The 15293-nt window shown below is 72.3% G+C and carries 14 protein-coding genes and 1 riboswitch; of the genes, 4 read left to right on the top strand and 10 right to left on the bottom strand.

Translation table 11 applies throughout. The features are described 5' to 3' along the window. Positions 1–19: 19 nt before the first annotated feature. On the bottom strand, positions 20–1609 hold the full coding sequence (locus tag AC1ROY_RS12160; RefSeq protein ID WP_493149087.1) for an ABC transporter substrate-binding protein: 1590 nt from the start codon (positions 1607–1609) through the stop codon (positions 20–22). Positions 1610–1788: 179 nt separating this feature from the next. On the opposite strand from AC1ROY_RS12160, the gene AC1ROY_RS12155 reads away from it, so the two are divergent. The 4 genes from AC1ROY_RS12155 to AC1ROY_RS12140 all read left to right on the top strand — a co-directional run bounded on the left by AC1ROY_RS12155 (position 1789) and on the right by AC1ROY_RS12140 (position 6173). Then, positions 1789–2385, top strand: a complete 597-nt coding sequence (locus AC1ROY_RS12155; RefSeq protein WP_493149086.1) for a TetR/AcrR family transcriptional regulator — start codon at positions 1789–1791, stop codon at positions 2383–2385. Between the two features lie 398 nt (positions 2386–2783). Further along, positions 2784–3446, top strand: coding sequence for a DUF3313 domain-containing protein (locus AC1ROY_RS12150; protein WP_493149085.1), 663 nt, complete (start codon positions 2784–2786; stop codon positions 3444–3446). Between the two features lie 94 nt (positions 3447–3540). Continuing rightward, a complete protein-coding gene (locus AC1ROY_RS12145; protein ID WP_493149084.1) occupies positions 3541–5097 on the top strand; it encodes a tannase/feruloyl esterase family alpha/beta hydrolase in 1557 nt (518 codons plus the stop codon). 71 nt (positions 5098–5168) lie between these two features. Beyond that, a complete protein-coding gene (locus AC1ROY_RS12140; protein ID WP_493149083.1) occupies positions 5169–6173 on the top strand; it encodes a TauD/TfdA dioxygenase family protein in 1005 nt (334 codons plus the stop codon). A 6-nt stretch (positions 6174–6179) separates the two neighbouring features. Here AC1ROY_RS12140 and crcB read toward each other — a convergent pair whose 3' ends face one another. From crcB to AC1ROY_RS12095, 9 genes are all read right to left on the bottom strand, one after another. Continuing rightward, a complete protein-coding gene (gene crcB / locus AC1ROY_RS12135; protein WP_493149082.1) occupies positions 6180–6611 on the bottom strand; it encodes a fluoride efflux transporter CrcB in 432 nt (143 codons plus the stop codon). Positions 6612–6749: 138 nt separating this feature from the next. Continuing rightward, positions 6750–6811: riboswitch (Fluoride riboswitch) on the bottom strand. Between the two features lie 38 nt (positions 6812–6849). Next, on the bottom strand, positions 6850–7362 hold the full coding sequence (locus tag AC1ROY_RS12130) for a F0F1 ATP synthase subunit B (protein WP_493149081.1): 513 nt from the start codon (positions 7360–7362) through the stop codon (positions 6850–6852). Continuing rightward, positions 7362–7859 (bottom strand): F0F1 ATP synthase subunit B, encoded by a 498-nt coding sequence (locus tag AC1ROY_RS12125; protein WP_493149080.1) that lies wholly within the window; start codon positions 7857–7859, stop codon positions 7362–7364. The genes AC1ROY_RS12130 and AC1ROY_RS12125 overlap by 1 nt, the downstream gene beginning before the upstream one ends. 62 nt (positions 7860–7921) lie before the next feature. Further along, the gene (locus tag AC1ROY_RS12120) at positions 7922–8146 is read right to left on the bottom strand and encodes an ATP synthase subunit C family protein (protein ID WP_131546781.1); all 225 of its coding nucleotides are present in this window, start codon (positions 8144–8146) and stop codon (positions 7922–7924) included. Positions 8147–8195: 49 nt separating this feature from the next. After that, positions 8196–8951: a F0F1 ATP synthase subunit A gene (locus AC1ROY_RS12115; protein ID WP_493149079.1), complete on the bottom strand. Its 756-nt coding sequence runs from the start codon at positions 8949–8951 to the stop codon at positions 8196–8198. A gap of 17 nt (positions 8952–8968) precedes the next feature. After that, positions 8969–9262, bottom strand: a complete 294-nt coding sequence (locus tag AC1ROY_RS12110; RefSeq protein ID WP_493149078.1) for an AtpZ/AtpI family protein — start codon at positions 9260–9262, stop codon at positions 8969–8971. A 178-nt stretch (positions 9263–9440) separates the two neighbouring features. Next, complete coding sequence (locus AC1ROY_RS12105) at positions 9441–13430, bottom strand: chromosome segregation SMC family protein (protein ID WP_493149077.1); 3990 nt, start codon at positions 13428–13430, stop codon at positions 9441–9443. 32 nt (positions 13431–13462) lie between these two features. Further along, positions 13463–14065: a thioredoxin domain-containing protein gene (locus AC1ROY_RS12100; protein ID WP_493149076.1), complete on the bottom strand. Its 603-nt coding sequence runs from the start codon at positions 14063–14065 to the stop codon at positions 13463–13465. Positions 14066–14256: 191 nt separating this feature from the next. Next, positions 14257–15291 (bottom strand): AI-2E family transporter, encoded by a 1035-nt coding sequence (locus tag AC1ROY_RS12095; protein ID WP_493149075.1) that lies wholly within the window; start codon positions 15289–15291, stop codon positions 14257–14259. Between the last annotated feature and the right edge of the window lie 2 nt (positions 15292–15293).

Here is a 15293-nt window from a genome sequence, read left to right as displayed (position 1 = left end):
GGCGCCTCCGGGGGCCGGGTCAGTTCCCGACACGCACCAGCCGCAGCGGGAAGCCGTTATCCGCCTGCTGCCGAAGCTGGACCGTGCTCCGCGCGGCCCAGACCACCTGCTGCTGGTGCAGCGGGATATAGGCCACGTCGTCGCGGATGATGTTCGACGCCTGGGTGATCAGCTCCTGCCGCCGGGCCGGGACGGTCTCGACGCCGATCTGCTCGATCAGCGTGTCCAGCGCCGGGTTGGAGTAGCCCCCGTTGTTGAACACGCCGCGCGTGCCGTCACGGGTGCCGGCCAGGTTGAACAGCGCGTTGTGGGCGTCATAGGTGTTGGGCGTCCATCCCAGCAGGTAGAAGCTCGTGTTGAAGCGCGGCGCGTTCACCTCGGCGAAGAAGCGCACGCGGGTCTGGGCGGCCAGCGTCACGCGGACGCCGATGCGGGCCAGCATGGCGACGACGGCCGTGCAGATCCCCTCGTCGTTCACGTAGCGGTCGTTCGGGCAGTCCAGGGTGACGCCGAAGCCGTTCGGGTAGCCGGCCTCGGCCAGCAGGCGCTTGGCGCCGTCGACGTCGAGCGGCAGGCGGCGGTCGTTGGCCTCCAGGAAGCCGTTCACGCCCGGGCCGAAGATCTGGCCGGTCGGCCGTGCCTGGCCGCGCATGACGCGCGTGCGGATCGCCTCGATGTCGATGGCCTGGTACATCGCCCGTCGAACGCGCACGTCCTGGAACGGGTTTCGTCCGCGCACGTCGCTCTTCAGCAATTCCGCGCGGCTCTGGTCCAGGCCGAGGTAGATGGTGCGCAGCTCGGCGTTCTGGATGATCCGCAGCCCGTTGGTGCGGCCGATGCGGTCCATGTCCTGCGGCGGAACGGTGTAGATCATGTCTACCTCGTTCGAGAGCAGGGCCGCCACGCGCGTCGCGTCATTGGCGATGACGTTGAACTCGATCCGGTCGAGGTTGTGGGCCGGCGTGTCCCACCAGTTGGGATTCCGGGCCAGCACGGTGCGACGGTCGGGCTCGCGGGAGACAAGCACGAAGGGGCCGGTGCCCATGGCGTTGCGGGTGGCGAAGTTCTCCTCGCGCGAGGTGAGGTCGGCCACGCGCTGGGCGTTGTGCGATTCCAGCCAGGCCTTGCTCATGATGCCGAAGCTGGTGATCTCCTCGGGAAAGATCGGGTTCGGCGCGCGGGTCTTGACGACGACGGTGAAGTCGTCAGGCGCGGTCACCTCGGCGACGGTGGCGAAATAGGCCTGGATGTTGGAGCCGGGGCCGCGGGCGCGGGCGATCGAGTAGACCACGTCGGCCGCGGTGAAGGGCGTGCCGTCGGAGAACTTCACGCCGCGCCGCAGATGGAAGGTCCAGGTCAGCGGGTCCGTCTGCTCCCAGCGCTCGGCCAGCGCGGGCTCGAGGCGGAGCTCGGGATTACGCCGGATCAGCGGCTCGTAGATGTTGGCGTTGAAGGTGAGGAGGAAGGTCTCGGACCGCGTGTAGGGATCCATGGAATTGACGTCGCCGTCATTGGCCCAGCGGAAGGTGGCCGCCCCAGTCACTCCAAAGGGGGCAGGCAGCGCCAGGCTGGCCGCGAGCAATCCCGCGGCGAGGAAGTTTCGGATCATTGGGTGTCTCCCGAGCTTTCGTGCCCGCGGAGGCTAGACCTGCGTCTCAGGGGCGTCGAGGGAGCGGAAACAGCGGATTCCCGGCCTCGCGGCGGCCGAAACCGACCCGCCTGTCTTTTTTCGTGCCGAAGCCTATTCAGGCGGCAACGCCGCCCACGACTCCACCCCGGGGACCGAGCATGGACAACACCACCCGTTCCGAGCGGACCCGCGCCGCCGCCATCCAGGCGGCGCTCGCCATCATCGCCCGCGACGGCGCCGGCCGGCTGACGCTCGACGCCATCGCGCGCGAGAGCGGCATGAGCAAGGGTGCGCTGATGCACCAGTTCCACACGAAGGAGGCCGTGCTGAAGGCGCTGCTGGAGCACCAGGTCGCGCATTTCGAGGCCTTCTCCCGCCGCTACCTGGAGGAGCATGCGGGCACGTTGCCGCAGCCGCAGCTCGCCGTGCAGATCGCGACGCTGCGCGAGGCCGTGGCCAGCTCGCAGCCCGTCGCGCTGGCCATCCTCGGCGCGGTGGCGCAGGAGCCGAACCTTCTCTCCATCACCCGGGACGGCGACGCGGCGCGGCTGGAGGCGATCAAGGCGGAGGCCTCAGACCCGGACCTCGCGCTGCTGCGCTGGGCGGCCGCGCAGGGCCTGGCGCTCTCCTCGCTCTTCGGCCTCAGCCCGCTGCCCCCGGCGGAGCGGGAGCGGCTGTTCGACCGGCTGCTGGACGACGCGCAATGGACCCCGCGCCCCGGCAGCGAGGCGCCGAAGAAGAGGAAGGCGCGCTAGCGGCACTTTCTCTCGGCGAGGCGAAGGCCTGTCGCGGGGTTCTGCATTTTCCTATTTACAAACCGACTGGTCGGTTTTTATATGCCTCCACGCAGCCGACATGGGGCCGGATGCGGTGCAGGGATCCTCGCACCATGCCGAGGCTGGCTTCGTTTCCGGGCGGGTATCGCGGCATCGGCGGAACCGGCGCGTCATGCCCGCGGGCCCTCGGTACCCCACCGGGGACGGCCGGCCTCCCGTGGCCCGGCACCCTGGCGATCCGGCTCGTGACGGCCTTCGGCGGCGCCGCGGGATGGAGCCGGCGCCTTCCCCTCAACCTCAACGCGGCATGCGCCTCGGCCGGCGAAGTGGCCCGGCTGGTGGCAGCCCTTTCCACCTGACCCCGAACGGAGACCCATATGTGCAGCCCCCTCCTGGCGCGCCTCCCGGCGGCCGTGGCGCTCTGCGCCCTTCTCGCCGCCTGCGGCACGGCCGACCCGGTCGCCTATTCCGGCATCGCCTCCTCCGCGCAGCTCGCGCCCAACCCGCGCGACAGGACGGGGCGCATCCCCTTCCGCTACGCCACGCCGGTGGACTGGCAGAGCTACAGGCGGGTCATCGTCGAGCCCGTCGCGATCTACCGCGGCGCGGACCACCAGTTCGGCGAGATGACCGAAGGGGAGAAGACGGAGCTGGCCCGCTACATGCAGACCCGCTTCGCGCAGGCGCTGGGCCAGCGCTTCGGGCTGACCACCGATCCGCGGCCCGGCACGCTCCGCATCCGGCTCACGCTGACCGGCGCGGCCACCAACACGCCCCTGCTCAGCACCCTCACCCGCTTCGACCTCAGCGGCGGCATCTACAACGGGGTCCAGGCCCTGCGCGGCGGCGAGGGCATCTTCACGGGCTCGGTGAGCTACGCGGTCGAGATCCACGATGCCGCCGCCGATCGTCTGCTTGAGGCCTTCGTCGCCAAGCAGTATCCCAACGCCTACAACATCCCCGCCAGCATGGGCGCGCTGGCCGCGGCGCGGACGGGCATCGAGAAGGGCGCGGAGGAGCTGGTGGCGCAGCTGAGATAGCGCCGGAAGGACGCGAACCGCCGTCGAAAGCGCTTCCCTTCCCCGCTATGCTGCCCCAAGGGCGCCCGCGAAGGCGCCGTCGAGGGGAACGGACATGATCGACAGGCTCATCCTGGCTGCGGCCGCGTGCCTCCTCCTGGCCGGGGGCGCGCGGGCCCAGACGGCGCCCCTCAATACGGCGCCCACCGACGCGGAATGCCGCGCGCTTGCCGGCCTCGCCATCACCGACACGAACCTGCTCTCCGCGACGGCGGTGCCGGCGCGCGAGGACGGGCTGCCCGCCCATTGCCGCGTGCTCGGCTATATCAGGCCCGCGATCAACTTCGAGCTGCGGCTGCCGGTCTCCGGCTGGAACGGCAAGTTCTACATGGTGGGCTGCGGCGGCTTCTGCGGGCAGGTACTCTCCGAGCGGCCGAACTTCACCAATGCGATGAATTACGGGCTCCGGCGCGGCTACGCCGCGGCCACCACCGATGCCGGCCACTGGGGCTCCAGCGCCACCGACGCGCGCTTCGCCTGGAACAACCGCCTCGCCGAGATCGACTGGGGCACGCGCGCCATCCCCGAGGTCACGCGCGCCTCCCGCGCGCTGGTCGCGGCCTATTACGGGCGGCGGGCCGAGCGCTCCTACTTCGCGGGATGCTCCACCGGCGGGCGGCAGGGGCTGATGGAGGCGCAGCGCTTCCCGGACGATTTCGACGGCATCATCGCCGGCTCGCCGGCACTGGACGAGACGCAGCTGGCCGGGACCTTCCTCGCCTGGACCGGAAGGGCGAACATGGACGCCGAGGGGCGGCGCATCCTCGACCCCGCCAAGGTGCCGCTGATCAGCCGCGCGGTGAGTGAGGCCTGCGATCCCGCGGACGGGCTGCGCGACGGGCTGGTCTCCAACCCGCGCGCCTGCCGCTTCGATCCCGCCGTCCTGCAATGCCGCGAGGGATCGGATCCCGCGCAATGCCTGAGCGGCGCCGAGGTCGGGGTGCTGCGCGCCTGGTACCAGGGCCCGCGCGACAGCGCCGGGCGGCAGCTCTATCCGGGCGGCATCCCGCTGGGCTCGGAGCCCTACTGGCCGGTCTGGCTCGCCGGCACGGCGCAGAACCCGCCGCTGAACCCGCTCTTCGCGCGCGACTACCTCCGCTACATGGGCTTCCGGGAGGATCCGGGCGACAGCTACGAGCTCCACCAGTTCGACTTCGACCGCGACCCCGCGCGGCTCGCGCTCATGTCCCCCTTCTACGACGCCACGAGCACCGACCTCTCGCGCTTCCGCGCGCGCAATGGACGGCTGATCGTCTATCACGGCTGGGCGGACGCCATCGTGACGCCCGAGCGCACGGTGCAGTGGTTCGAGGCCGCGACGGAGGCCGCCGGCGGGCGCGAGGCGATGGCGCGGAACGCGCGGCTCTTCATGATCCCGGGCTTCGACCATTGCGGGCTCGGCAGCGCCGGCCCCGGCATCAACGAGACCGGCTTCGATCCGCTCTCGGCGCTGGAGGCCTGGGTGGAGCGCGGAGAGGCCCCGGCCTCGCTCCTCATGACGCGCAGTGCCGAGCCGCGCTTCAGCCGCCCCGCCTGCCCCTGGCCGCAGGTGGCACGGCACGGAGGCGGCGACCCGGGCGCGGCAGAGAGTTTCTCCTGCGCCGATCCGTAACGGGGCCGTCTCAAATTGACCGGCGGCGGCCCGCTTCCTAGCCTGTCCGCGCAAACAACGAGGCCTGCCCCATGAGCGACGCCTTCGGGATCGAACGGCATCTGACGAAGAACGGCTTCGGCGCGGCGCTCCGCTTCGCCGGCGGCGCCGTTGCGGCCGTGCGGGCCGCCGAGCAAGACCCGGACGCCCTGCCCGCCCTGCTGGCCGAGGCGCGCGGCCTGCTGCTGCTCCCGGGCCTGGGCGCGATGGCCGACGATCCGGCGCTGCTGCTGCGCCTCAGCCGGATCTTCGGGCCCGAGGTGGAGAACTACCGCGAGACCGGCATGGCCCTGAACCTCGTGCATCCGACGGTGCCCGAGATCTTCGTCGTCTCCAACACGCCGCCCGCCAGCAAGGCGCCGCCGCGGCTGCCCGATCCGCCGCTCACCGCCGACGGCAAGCTCCCCGTGCAGTTCCCGCACCGGCGCGGCTGGCACACCGACCAGAGCTACCGCCGCCCGCCACCGGACATCTCGCTCTTCCTCGCGGTGCTGCCGGTGCCTCAGGGCCAGGGGCAGACGCTCTTCGCCGACGGCACCGCGGCCTATGACGCGCTCCCGCCCGCGATGAAGGCCCGGATCGAGGGGCTGGAAGGGCTGCATGTCGGCTCGCGCGCCAACCGGACGCGGCAGGCGGTGCTCGCGGGCGAGCCGCCGCGCGAGCTGCAGCCGCACGAGCGGCCGCAGCGGCAGCCGGTGGTGCGGGTGCATCCCGTGACCGGGCGGCGCGCACTCTACCTCTGCGAGTTCGGGCAGATGGACTGGCTGGAGGGCCCCATCCTCGGGATGGAGCCCGGGCCGGACGGCGAAGGCGGCGGGCTGCTGATGGAGCTGATGGCCCACATGACGCAGCCGGACTTCGTCTACGCCCACGAATGGACGGCGGGCGACCTGGTGATCTGGGACAACCGCTGCCTCATCCATGCCGCGACCTGGTTCGACGCGGAGAAGGAGTGGCGGATCATGTGGCGCACGACCGTCAGCGGGAATCCCGGCCCGGCCTATGCCGGCGAGCGGAAGAGCTGGGTGGCGGCCTAGTCTAGCTCAGCCCTCTTCCTCGATTGCGATCTGCGCGACCTGGGCGGCGCCGCCGTTGAGCTGCGCCGCGACGGCATGGCCGATCGCGACCGCGCCCACGCAGAGCACAACCGAGGCCGCAACGTTGATCGCGGCCCGCAGCATCGCCCCGCTCCGCAGCAGGTCCAGCGTCTGGAGGCTGAAGGAGGAGAAGGTGGTGTAGCCGCCGCACAGGCCGATCATCACGAAGAGGCGCATGTTCTCGGACAGCGGATAGCGCCCATCGGCCAGGGTCAGCGTGCCGAAGAAGCCGATGACGAAGGAGCCGGTGACGTTGATCGCGATGGTGCCCCAGGGCAGCTCGCGGCTGATCGGCAGCGCCAGCACGGAGACGACGTAACGGGCCAGGGTGCCGAGGGCGCCGCCGATCATGACCAGCAGGCAGGTGGTGAACGACATGCTCGCTCCTTCTTCCTTTCGGTCGCGGAATCCGGACCTCCGGCACCCTCGCGCCTTTGGTCATCCGCTTGAGCGGCGGGCATGAAAAAACCCGCCTAGCGGCGGGTGGGTCTCGGGACGCACCCCTACCGCCTTCTGGCTGCGGTAGGAGTCATCAGCCCTGGCGGGCGGTTTCGGGGAACTCCATCCCCGTCTCGCGACGGAGATAGACCGCCCCGCCGCCCGGCGCAAGGATGGATCAGGCGGCCTTGAAGGCCGTCGGCAGGCTGGAGATGGCCGCGTCGATGAAGGGCGCGTCGGCCGAGGCATCGTGCTTCTGCGCGATGATCTCGCGCACCGCCGACGTCGCGATCTCGGCGGCGGCGTTGCGGACCTCGGTCACGGCGCTCGCCTCGGCGGCGGCGATGCGGTCCATGGCCATGCGCTCGCGGCGGCGGGCGGAAGCCTCGGCTTCCGCCTTGGCGGCGGTCGCGACGCGCACGGCCTCGGCCTTGGCGCGCTCCAGCATGGCGGCGGCATCCTTGATGGCCTGCTCGCGCTCCTTGCGGGCAGCGGCCATCATCGCCTCGGCCTCGGCGCGGAGGCGGCTGGCCTCCTCGAGCTCGGCCTTGATGCGGGCGCCGCGGGCGTCGAGCATCTGTGTCGCCTTGGTCCAGGCAAGCTTGCCGAACAGCGCGACGAAGATGACGAAGCTGATCGCGACCCAGAACTTCGGGTCGAGGTAGAAGTGCTCGTAATGATGGGCGTGCATCAGACCGCTCCCTGGCTGGCGGCACGGTCCACGGCGGCGGCCACGTCATTGGCGGGGGCGGCGACGTGGAGGCGCGCCAGCATGGCCGTCGCCGTCTCGCCGGCGACCTCGCGCAGCGCGCCCATCGCCTGGTCCCGCGCGGCGCGGACCTGCGCCTCGGCCTGGGCGACCTGGGCCGAAAGGCGCTCGTTGATCTCGGCCGCCTGCTTCGCGGCCGCGGCCTGGGCCTCGACCATGGCGGCGGAGATCGCGGCCTGGGCCTCGGCCCGCGCGGCGGCGGTGGAGGCACGCAGCTCGGCCAGGGCGGCCTCTCCGGCGGCCTGCGCGTCGCGCGCGGCGTTCAGGTCGGCCGCGATGCGCGCAGCGCGCTCATCGAGGACGGAAGCCACCTGCGGCAGCGCGTAGGTCTTCAGCACGTAGTAGAGGATGCCGAAGATGATGAGCAGCCAGACCAGCTTGCTCATCATCAGCGGATTGGCGAAATCGAGCTGCGGCATGGCGGTGTTCCTGAGGCTGAAAGGACGGCGAGGCCGGGGCGCGGGGCCCCGGCCCGGCGGCCTCAGGCGAACAGGATGAGGAAGGCGATCAGCAGCGCGAAGAGCGCCACGGCTTCCGTCAGGGCGAAGCCGAGAATGCCGATCGGGAAGACGGCGTCGCGGGCGGCGGGGTTACGCGCCACGCTGGTGATCAGCGAGGAGAAGATGTTCCCGATGCCGAGGCCGACGCCGAACAGCGCGATGACGGCAATGCCGGCTCCGAGAGCCTTGGCGGCAGCAACTTCCATGGTCTTAGTCCTTCCGTTGAGCTGAAAGCTGGTGTGTTCCGGCGAGCGCTCAGTGCAGGTGCACGGCGTCGTGGAGGTAGATGCAGGTGAGGATCGCGAACACATAGGCCTGCAGGAACGCGACCAGCACTTCGAAGCCGACCAGCACGACGTTGATCGCGAGCGGCATGATGGAGAGGAACGGTCCCACGGCGCCGAGGCCGGCCAGCATCACCACGAAGGTGGCGAAGACCTTCAGCATCACGTGACCCGCGACCATGTTCGCGAAGAGACGGATGCTGAGGCTGATCGGGCGCGAGAGGTAGGAGACGATCTCGACCGGGATGATGATGGGCGCCAGCCAGAGCGGCGCGCCCTCGGGGAAGAAGTAGCCGAAGAAATGTGTGCCGTGCAGCGCGATCGCCACCACCGTGATCAGCACGAAGACGATCGCCGCCATGGTGAAGGTCATGCTGATGTGGCTGGTATAGGTGAAGGCGTAGGGGAACAGCCCCAGCATGTTGCCGAAGAGGATGAACATGAAGAGCGTGAAGACGAAGGGGAAGAAGCGGCGGCCTTCGGGGCCGACCTGGCTGACCACCATGTCGTCGATGAAGCCGTAGGCGCTCTCGGCCAGGCTCTGGAAGCGGCCGGGGACGATGGCGCGCGGGCGCATGCCGAGGATCATCATCAGCACGATCAGCGCGCCGGCGATGAGCATGTGCAGGTTGGATTGCGTGAAGCCGACCGAGGCCCCGATCGCGCCGCCGACGGTGCCCAGCTCGAACTGGCTGAGCGCGTCGATCGAATTCCCTTCAACGGCCACCCGGCACCTCTTCGAACCTAGTCCTTGCGCGCACCGGATCGGGGAGTGAACAGCCGATAGACATTCAGCACCCCCGCGGCGGCCCCCAGGCAGAACATCACCAGGAAGAGCCAGGGCCAGGTGCCGAGCCATCTGTCGAGCATGAGGCCGAGCCCCACTCCGACAATCAGCGCGGAGACGACCTCCACGCCGGCCCGTAGACCGAACCCCCAGGTGGAAGGCAGCGCGGAATTCGAGGCCTCGGGCCTGTCGAGACCTTGTCGGTCCCGCGCGGCCTTGAGGCGCGTCTCGAAGGATTTGCGCTCGTCCACCATAGGCTCCTTCCCTGCTTTTGTTGCCGCCGGAAGGCGAGGCTGCCTCTATGGCGGCGGTGCATGACTGTCAAGCGCATGAACCCGCTGAAACGCTGACATGAACGCGGGAAACGGGCGAATGGGGCGATCGTTTCGACGGCGCGTCGCGGAGGGCGCAAGTTTGCGGCGCTAACCGCTATCCTTCGGCCATCGCCACGGCCTCGCCGAGGTCGACCGACAGCAGCCGCGACACCCCGCGCTCCTGCATCGTGACGCCGAAGAGGCGGTTCATCCGCGCCATGGTGAGCGCGTGGTGGGTGACGACCAGGAAGCGCGTGCCGGTGCCCGACATGGTGTCCAGAAGGTCACACAGCCGTTCCACATTCGCGTCGTCGAGCGGCGCGTCCACCTCGTCCAGCACGCAGACCGGCGCGGGGTGGCAGCGGAAGACGGCGAAGACCAGCGAGAGTGCGGTCAGCGCCTGCTCGCCGCCCGAGAGCAGCGACAGCGCCGAGAGTTTCTTGCCCGGCGGCTCGGCGTAGATCTCGAGGCCGGCTTCGAGCGGGTCCTCGCTGCCCACCAGCGCCAGATGCGCCCTGCCCCCGCCGAAGAGCTTGCCGAAGAGCTGCCGGAACTCGCGGTCCACCTGGTCGAAGGTGGCGCGCAGACGCTCGCGGGCCTCGCGGTTCAGGTGGCCGATCGAGCCGCGCAGCTTGGCGATGGCCGAGGTCACCTCCTCGCGATCGGCGGTGATCTGGGCAATGCGGGCCTCCAGCTCCTCCAGTTCGGTCTCGGCGCGGAGGTTCACGGGACCCATCTCCTCGCGCTCGCGGGCGAGGCGCTCGGCGCGGCGGCGGGCGCGCTCCTCGGCGGCGTCGGAGACGTCCTGCGGCGGCTCGGGGAGCTCGGGGGCCTCGCCGAAGCGCTCGGCGATGCGGGCCGCGAGCGCGGCGCCGGCCTGCGTCGCGGATTCGCTGGCGGCCTCGGCCCGCAGCGCGGATTCGCGGGCGGCGACGAAGGCGGCCTCGGCGGTACGGCGGGTCTCGTCGCGGGCGCGAGCGCGGGATTCGGCGAGGTCGAGGGCCGCGCGGGCAGCGGCATGCGCAGCCTCGGCCGCCTCCAGGCGGCGGATGGCCTCGGCCTGCGCCTCGGCGACACGCTCCGGCAGGCGCCGGGCCTCGTCGCGGCGGGAGGTCGCCTCGTCGCGGCGGGCTTCGAGGGCGGCAAGGCGCGTGGCGGCATCGGCGAGGCGCTGCGCCCAGGCGGCGCGCTCGGCGATGGCGGATTCGCGGCGGGCGGCGAGGCTGTCGCGCTCGCCCTGCAGCGCCAGCACCTTTCCCCGGGCCTCGGCGGCGCGGGTGCGGATGCCGGCCAGCGCGAGGCGGGCATTGTCCACCTCGGCCCGCGCGGCGGCGAGGTCCGGCAGCGCGGCACGGGCGGCGCGGGCGCGCTCCAGCGCCTCGCCGGATTCGGTGGCCTCGGCGCCGACGCGCTCCTGCTGGGGGGCGAGGGCCGCGATCTGCGCCACGGCGGCGGCGTTGCGGCTGCGGAGGGACGCCTGCTCGGCGCGGGCGGCGGCGAGCGCGGATTCGGCCTGGCGGCGGGCCTCGCGGGCGGCGGATTCGGCGGATTGCGCGCGGGTCGCCTCCTCCGCCTCGGTCTGGAAGCCGGTGATGGCGGGGGTGGCGGCGAGCAGCGCCTCGGCCTCGGCGAGCGCGGCCTCGGCCTCGGCGCGCTCCTCGGCAAGGCGGGTGGCCTGGGCGCGATGCTCGGCGAGACGGCGCTCGGCGGCCTCGTGGCGGGCCGTGAGCTCGGCGGCGCGGGCGGTGGCGCGCTGGGCGGCCGGCTCGGCGGCATCGCGGGCGCGGCGGGCTGTGACCTCGGCGGATTGCGCGGCGGTCTCGGCGGCGGCGGCCTCGGCGCGGGCGGCTTCGGCGGTGCGGGCGGCGGGCGCCGCCTCCGCCAGCCTCGCCTCGGCCTGCCGCAGCCGGGCGAGGTTCTGCAGCCGCGCCGCGCCGGCCTTGGCCGCGCCGGGCGCCTGCACATAGCCGTCCCATCGCCACAGCGAGCCCGCGCGGGATACCAGCGCCTGGCCAGGCAGCAGCGCGGCCTGGAGCGCGGCACCGTCCTCGACGAGGCCGATCTGCGAGAGGGCACGCCCCAGCTCCTCCGGCGCGCCGACCAGCCCGGCGAGGGGCTGCGCCCCTTCGGGCAGCGACGCGCCGCCGAGCGGCGGCAGGGTGCGCCAGAAGCGATTGGTGCCGGTCCCTCGCCCGCCCTCCAGCCCCTCGCCCAGCGCGGCGCCCAACGCGGCTTCAAGGCCCTCGGGGATGGTCAGGGTCCGGGCAATGGGGTCGGCCTCGGCCGAGTCGCCGGCGGCGGCGCGGAGGCCCTGGAGCTCGGCCTGGAGCCGGGATTCGGCAGCGCGGGCCTCGGCCTCGGCGGCGCGGGCGGCGGTGGCCCGCTCCTGCGCGGCTTCGCGGGCCTGCCGGGCGGCGGTCAGGGCCGTCTCGGCCTCGCGGAGCGCGGTCGCGGCAGCTTCGGCGGCGGCGCGCGCCTCGGGCAGGGCCGCGGCATCGGGCGCGGGGGGCGCGGCGCGCAGCGCGGCCTCTTCGCGCTGGCGGGCAGATTGCAGGCGCTGCGCGGCGGCCCCACGGGCGCGCTCGGCGGCGCCACGCTCGATCTCGGCGGCGCGAGCCGCGTCGCGCGCAGCGGTGGCGCGGCTGGCGGCTTCCGCGCGGCGGCGCTCGGCGGATTCGAATTCGGTGCGGGCCGTCTCCAGCGCCGTCTCGGCGTCGCGGAGCCTGGCGTCGGCCGCCTCCAGCGCGGATTCGGGCAGCGCCTGCGCCTCGGCGGCGGCGCGCTGGGCGGCGAGCTGCGCCAGCTGGTCCTGCACGCGGCGATGGCGCTGGTCGGCGAAGGCCAGCTCGGCGGCGATCTGGTTGGCGCGGGCGGCCAGCGCGGCGGCCGCCTCGGTCGCCGCCTCCGTGCGGGTCTCGGCGCCGGAGAGCTCGCCGTCCAGCCCGCGCGCCTCGGCCTCGGCGGCCTCGATGCGGGCGGGGATCTGCGCCTCGGCCGAGGCCAGGCCGGCCGCCTCGCGCTGGGCCCGGGTTTCAGCGGCCCGGGCATCGGCCTCGACGGAGCGGGCATCCTCCAGGTCGGCGAGGAGCTGGGTCAGCGCGGCCTCGGCCTCGGCGAGCACGGCCTGCGCGCGATCCGCCTCGGCGGCGAGGTTCTCCGCCTCCACGCGGCGGCGTTCCAGCAGCGTCCGGGCCACGCCCTCCTCGGCGCGCGGCGCCTCGATGGCGGCAAAGGCGGCCTCGGCGAGCCGGCGGGCCTCGTCGGCCGCGGATTCCGCCAGGGCCAGGGCCTGCGCCCTTCCCGCCAGCGCCTCGCGCGCCGCCTCGATCGCCGTCTCGGCGCGGGCAACGAGGATGGCGAACCAGTCGCCCTCCGCCTCGCGCACGAGGCCGGAAATGCTGCGATAGCGGATGGCCTGCCGCGCCTGCTTCTTCAGCCCCTCCTGCTGCACGCCGAGCTGGGCCAGCAGATCCTCGCTGCGGGACAGATTGGTCTCGGCCTGGCGCAGCTTCAGCTCCGCCTCGTGCCGGCGGGCGCGCAGGCCGGCGATGCCGGCGGCTTCCTCCAGCACGCCGCGGCGCTCCTCCGGCTTGGCGCCGATCAGCGCCGCCACCCTTCCCTGGCTCACCATGCCCGAGGCGCGCGGGCCGCTGGCGAGGTCGGCGAACATGGTCTGCACGTCGCGCGCGCGAACCTCGCGGCCGTTGATGCGGTAGGTGCTGCCCGAGCCGCGATCGATGCGCCGGATCACCTCCAGCTCGGCCGCCTGGTCCATGGGCGCGGGAGCGACGCCCTCGGCGTCCTCGAGGCTCAGCACCACCTCGGCGAGGTTGCGCGCTGGACGCGTGGCAGTGCCGGCGAAGATGATGTCGTCCATCTCGCCGCCGCGCAGCGAGCGGGCCGAGCTCTCGCCCATGGCCCAGCGCAGCGCCTCCACGACATTGGACTTGCCGCAGCCATTGGGCCCGACGATGCCGGTGAGGCCCGGCAGGACGGGGACCTGCACGGGCTCGGCGAAGGACTTGAAGCCCGCGACGCGCAGTCCCGTCAGCGTGGCCGTGAGGCGCCGCGCCTCGGGGAGCGGCGCGATCTCCTCACCGGCCATTGCTAGAGTAGAGGGGGCCGGTGTGGATTCCGTCAAGATTTGGGCGCTTGCTGCACCAGCTGGACGAACTGGTCGAAGGGCATGTTGCCCGACTGCATCCGGCCGTTGAAGGCGAAGCTCGGCGTGGCGCTGATGCGGAACTCGCGCTCGGCCTCCATGCGCTGCTCCAGGATGCCGCGGCGCAGGCCCTCGTCGGCGGCGACCGCGTCGAAGCCCTTGCGGTCCATGCCGGCCAGCGCGGCCAGGCGGGCCAGCTCCTCCATCTGGCGGCCCTGCTGGAAGGCCCAGCGGTCCTGCGTCTGGAAGAGCGTGCCGATGAAGGCGCCGTAGCGCTCCTCGGGCAGCGAGCGGGCGACGCAGGCGGCGGCCAGCGCGATGCCGTCCAGGGGAAAGTCGCGCCAGACGAAGCGGATGCGGCCGGTGTCCACCAGCTCGGCCTTCACGCGGGCCCAGTTGGTATTGTGGAAGGCGGCGCAATGGCCGCAGGTGAGCGAGAAGAACTCGATGACCGTCACCGGCGCGTCGGCGCGGCCAATGGAGCGCGGCCCGAGGCGCGGGTCGGCGTTCTGGGCGAACGCGAGACTGGGGGTGGCGGCGGCGAGGACGCCGAGGGACCGACGGGAAAGCTGCGGCATGAGGCCTGCTCCGGCTGGATGGTGGGACATCATCTGGCGTAGGGGGGCGGGGATGTCCAGTTTCGCCCGGTCGGGAAACCGCGGCCCAAACCCCCGAAGAGGTCGGGCGACGGCCGCAAGGCGGGCATCGCGGCGGCCAGCGGGGAGGCCAACGGGGGAGGTTGGTATTTCCGGCGGGCCCCGGGCAGGAATCATGATCGCGGCGGAGGATCCCCGATCCGCGGCCCACCGCCGGCCGGGTGCTGCCGCAGCCATTCGGCGAGCAGCGCGTAGCCGACTGCCAGCAGCACGGGGCCCAGGAACAGGCCGAGAAGGCCTTCGGCGACCATGCCGCCGATGACGCCGATCAGGATGACCGGCATCGGGACGTCCAGCCCGCGTCCGAGCATCAAGGGCTTGAGGACATTGTCGCTGAGCCCCGCGACGAGGGTCCAGACCATGAACACGATCGCCGGCGTCGTCGCCTCCGTCGCGAAGACATAGCCGATGACGGGCAGCGTCAGTAGGATCGCCGGCACCTGCACGATCGCCAGCAGCAGCGTCGCGAGCGTCCAGAGGCCGGCTGCCGGGAGGCCGATCGCGAAGAAGCCGATCCCGACGAGCAGCGACTGGATCGCCGCCACGCCGACAATGCCCAGCGCAACGCCGCGGATGGTGGCTGCGGTCAGCGCCACCAGCCGGATCCCGCGCGCCTCGCTGTGGGTGACGCGCTCCAGCAGGCGCCGGGCGAAGTCGGCGGCGCCCTCGCCATAGGCGATCAGCACGGCGGCGATCACGAAGGACAGGAGGAAGGACAGCTCGCCGGCGACCAGGCCGCCGGCGAAGGAGAGGAGCCATGCCGCAGGCGCGCTCAGCATCGGGCGGTACCTGGCCAGCGCCTCCGGCACGTTGGTGGCGACGAGCGTCCAGGCCTCCGTGATCTTCTGGCCGACCAGCGGGAACTCGGCCAGCCTTGCGGGCGGCGGCGGCACGGTCAGGCCGTGGGTCTGCAGGCTCGAGACCAGCGAGATGATGGAGTTTCCGAGCGACGTCACCACCACGAGCATCGGCACCAGCATCACCACGACGCCGACCAGCCCGATCAGCAGCGCCGACCAGCGATTGCCGAGCCAGAGGGTCAGCCGGAGATGAAGCGGATACAGCACCACCGCCAGGATCACCGACCACAGCAGCAGGCTCGTGAAGGGCAGTATGATCCGGCTGCTGGCGTAGACCAGCAAGGCCACCA

It is taken from the genome of Roseococcus sp. GW821-FHT12F05, from assembly GCF_058806835.1.
This window is presented reverse-complemented; position numbering and strand designations above follow the sequence as displayed.

Bases quoted from the DNA above. Each gene is read 5' to 3' on its own strand.
- AC1ROY_RS12160 (WP_493149087.1), bottom strand. From the start codon at position 1,609: ATGATCCGAAACTTCCTCGCCGCGGGATTGCTCGCGGCCAGCCTGGCG.
- AC1ROY_RS12155 (WP_493149086.1), top strand. From the start codon at position 1,789: ATGGACAACACCACCCGTTCCGAGCGGACCCGCGCCGCCGCCATCCAG.
- AC1ROY_RS12150 (WP_493149085.1), top strand. From the start codon at position 2,784: ATGTGCAGCCCCCTCCTGGCGCGCCTCCCGGCGGCCGTGGCGCTCTGC.
- AC1ROY_RS12145 (WP_493149084.1), top strand. From the start codon at position 3,541: ATGATCGACAGGCTCATCCTGGCTGCGGCCGCGTGCCTCCTCCTGGCC.
- AC1ROY_RS12140 (WP_493149083.1), top strand. From the start codon at position 5,169: ATGAGCGACGCCTTCGGGATCGAACGGCATCTGACGAAGAACGGCTTC.
- crcB (WP_493149082.1), bottom strand. From the start codon at position 6,611: ATGTCGTTCACCACCTGCCTGCTGGTCATGATCGGCGGCGCCCTCGGC.
- AC1ROY_RS12130 (WP_493149081.1), bottom strand. From the start codon at position 7,362: ATGCACGCCCATCATTACGAGCACTTCTACCTCGACCCGAAGTTCTGG.
- AC1ROY_RS12125 (WP_493149080.1), bottom strand. From the start codon at position 7,859: ATGCCGCAGCTCGATTTCGCCAATCCGCTGATGATGAGCAAGCTGGTC.
- AC1ROY_RS12120 (WP_131546781.1), bottom strand. From the start codon at position 8,146: ATGGAAGTTGCTGCCGCCAAGGCTCTCGGAGCCGGCATTGCCGTCATC.
- AC1ROY_RS12105 (WP_493149077.1), bottom strand. From the start codon at position 13,430: ATGGCCGGTGAGGAGATCGCGCCGCTCCCCGAGGCGCGGCGCCTCACG.
- AC1ROY_RS12100 (WP_493149076.1), bottom strand. From the start codon at position 14,065: ATGCCGCAGCTTTCCCGTCGGTCCCTCGGCGTCCTCGCCGCCGCCACC.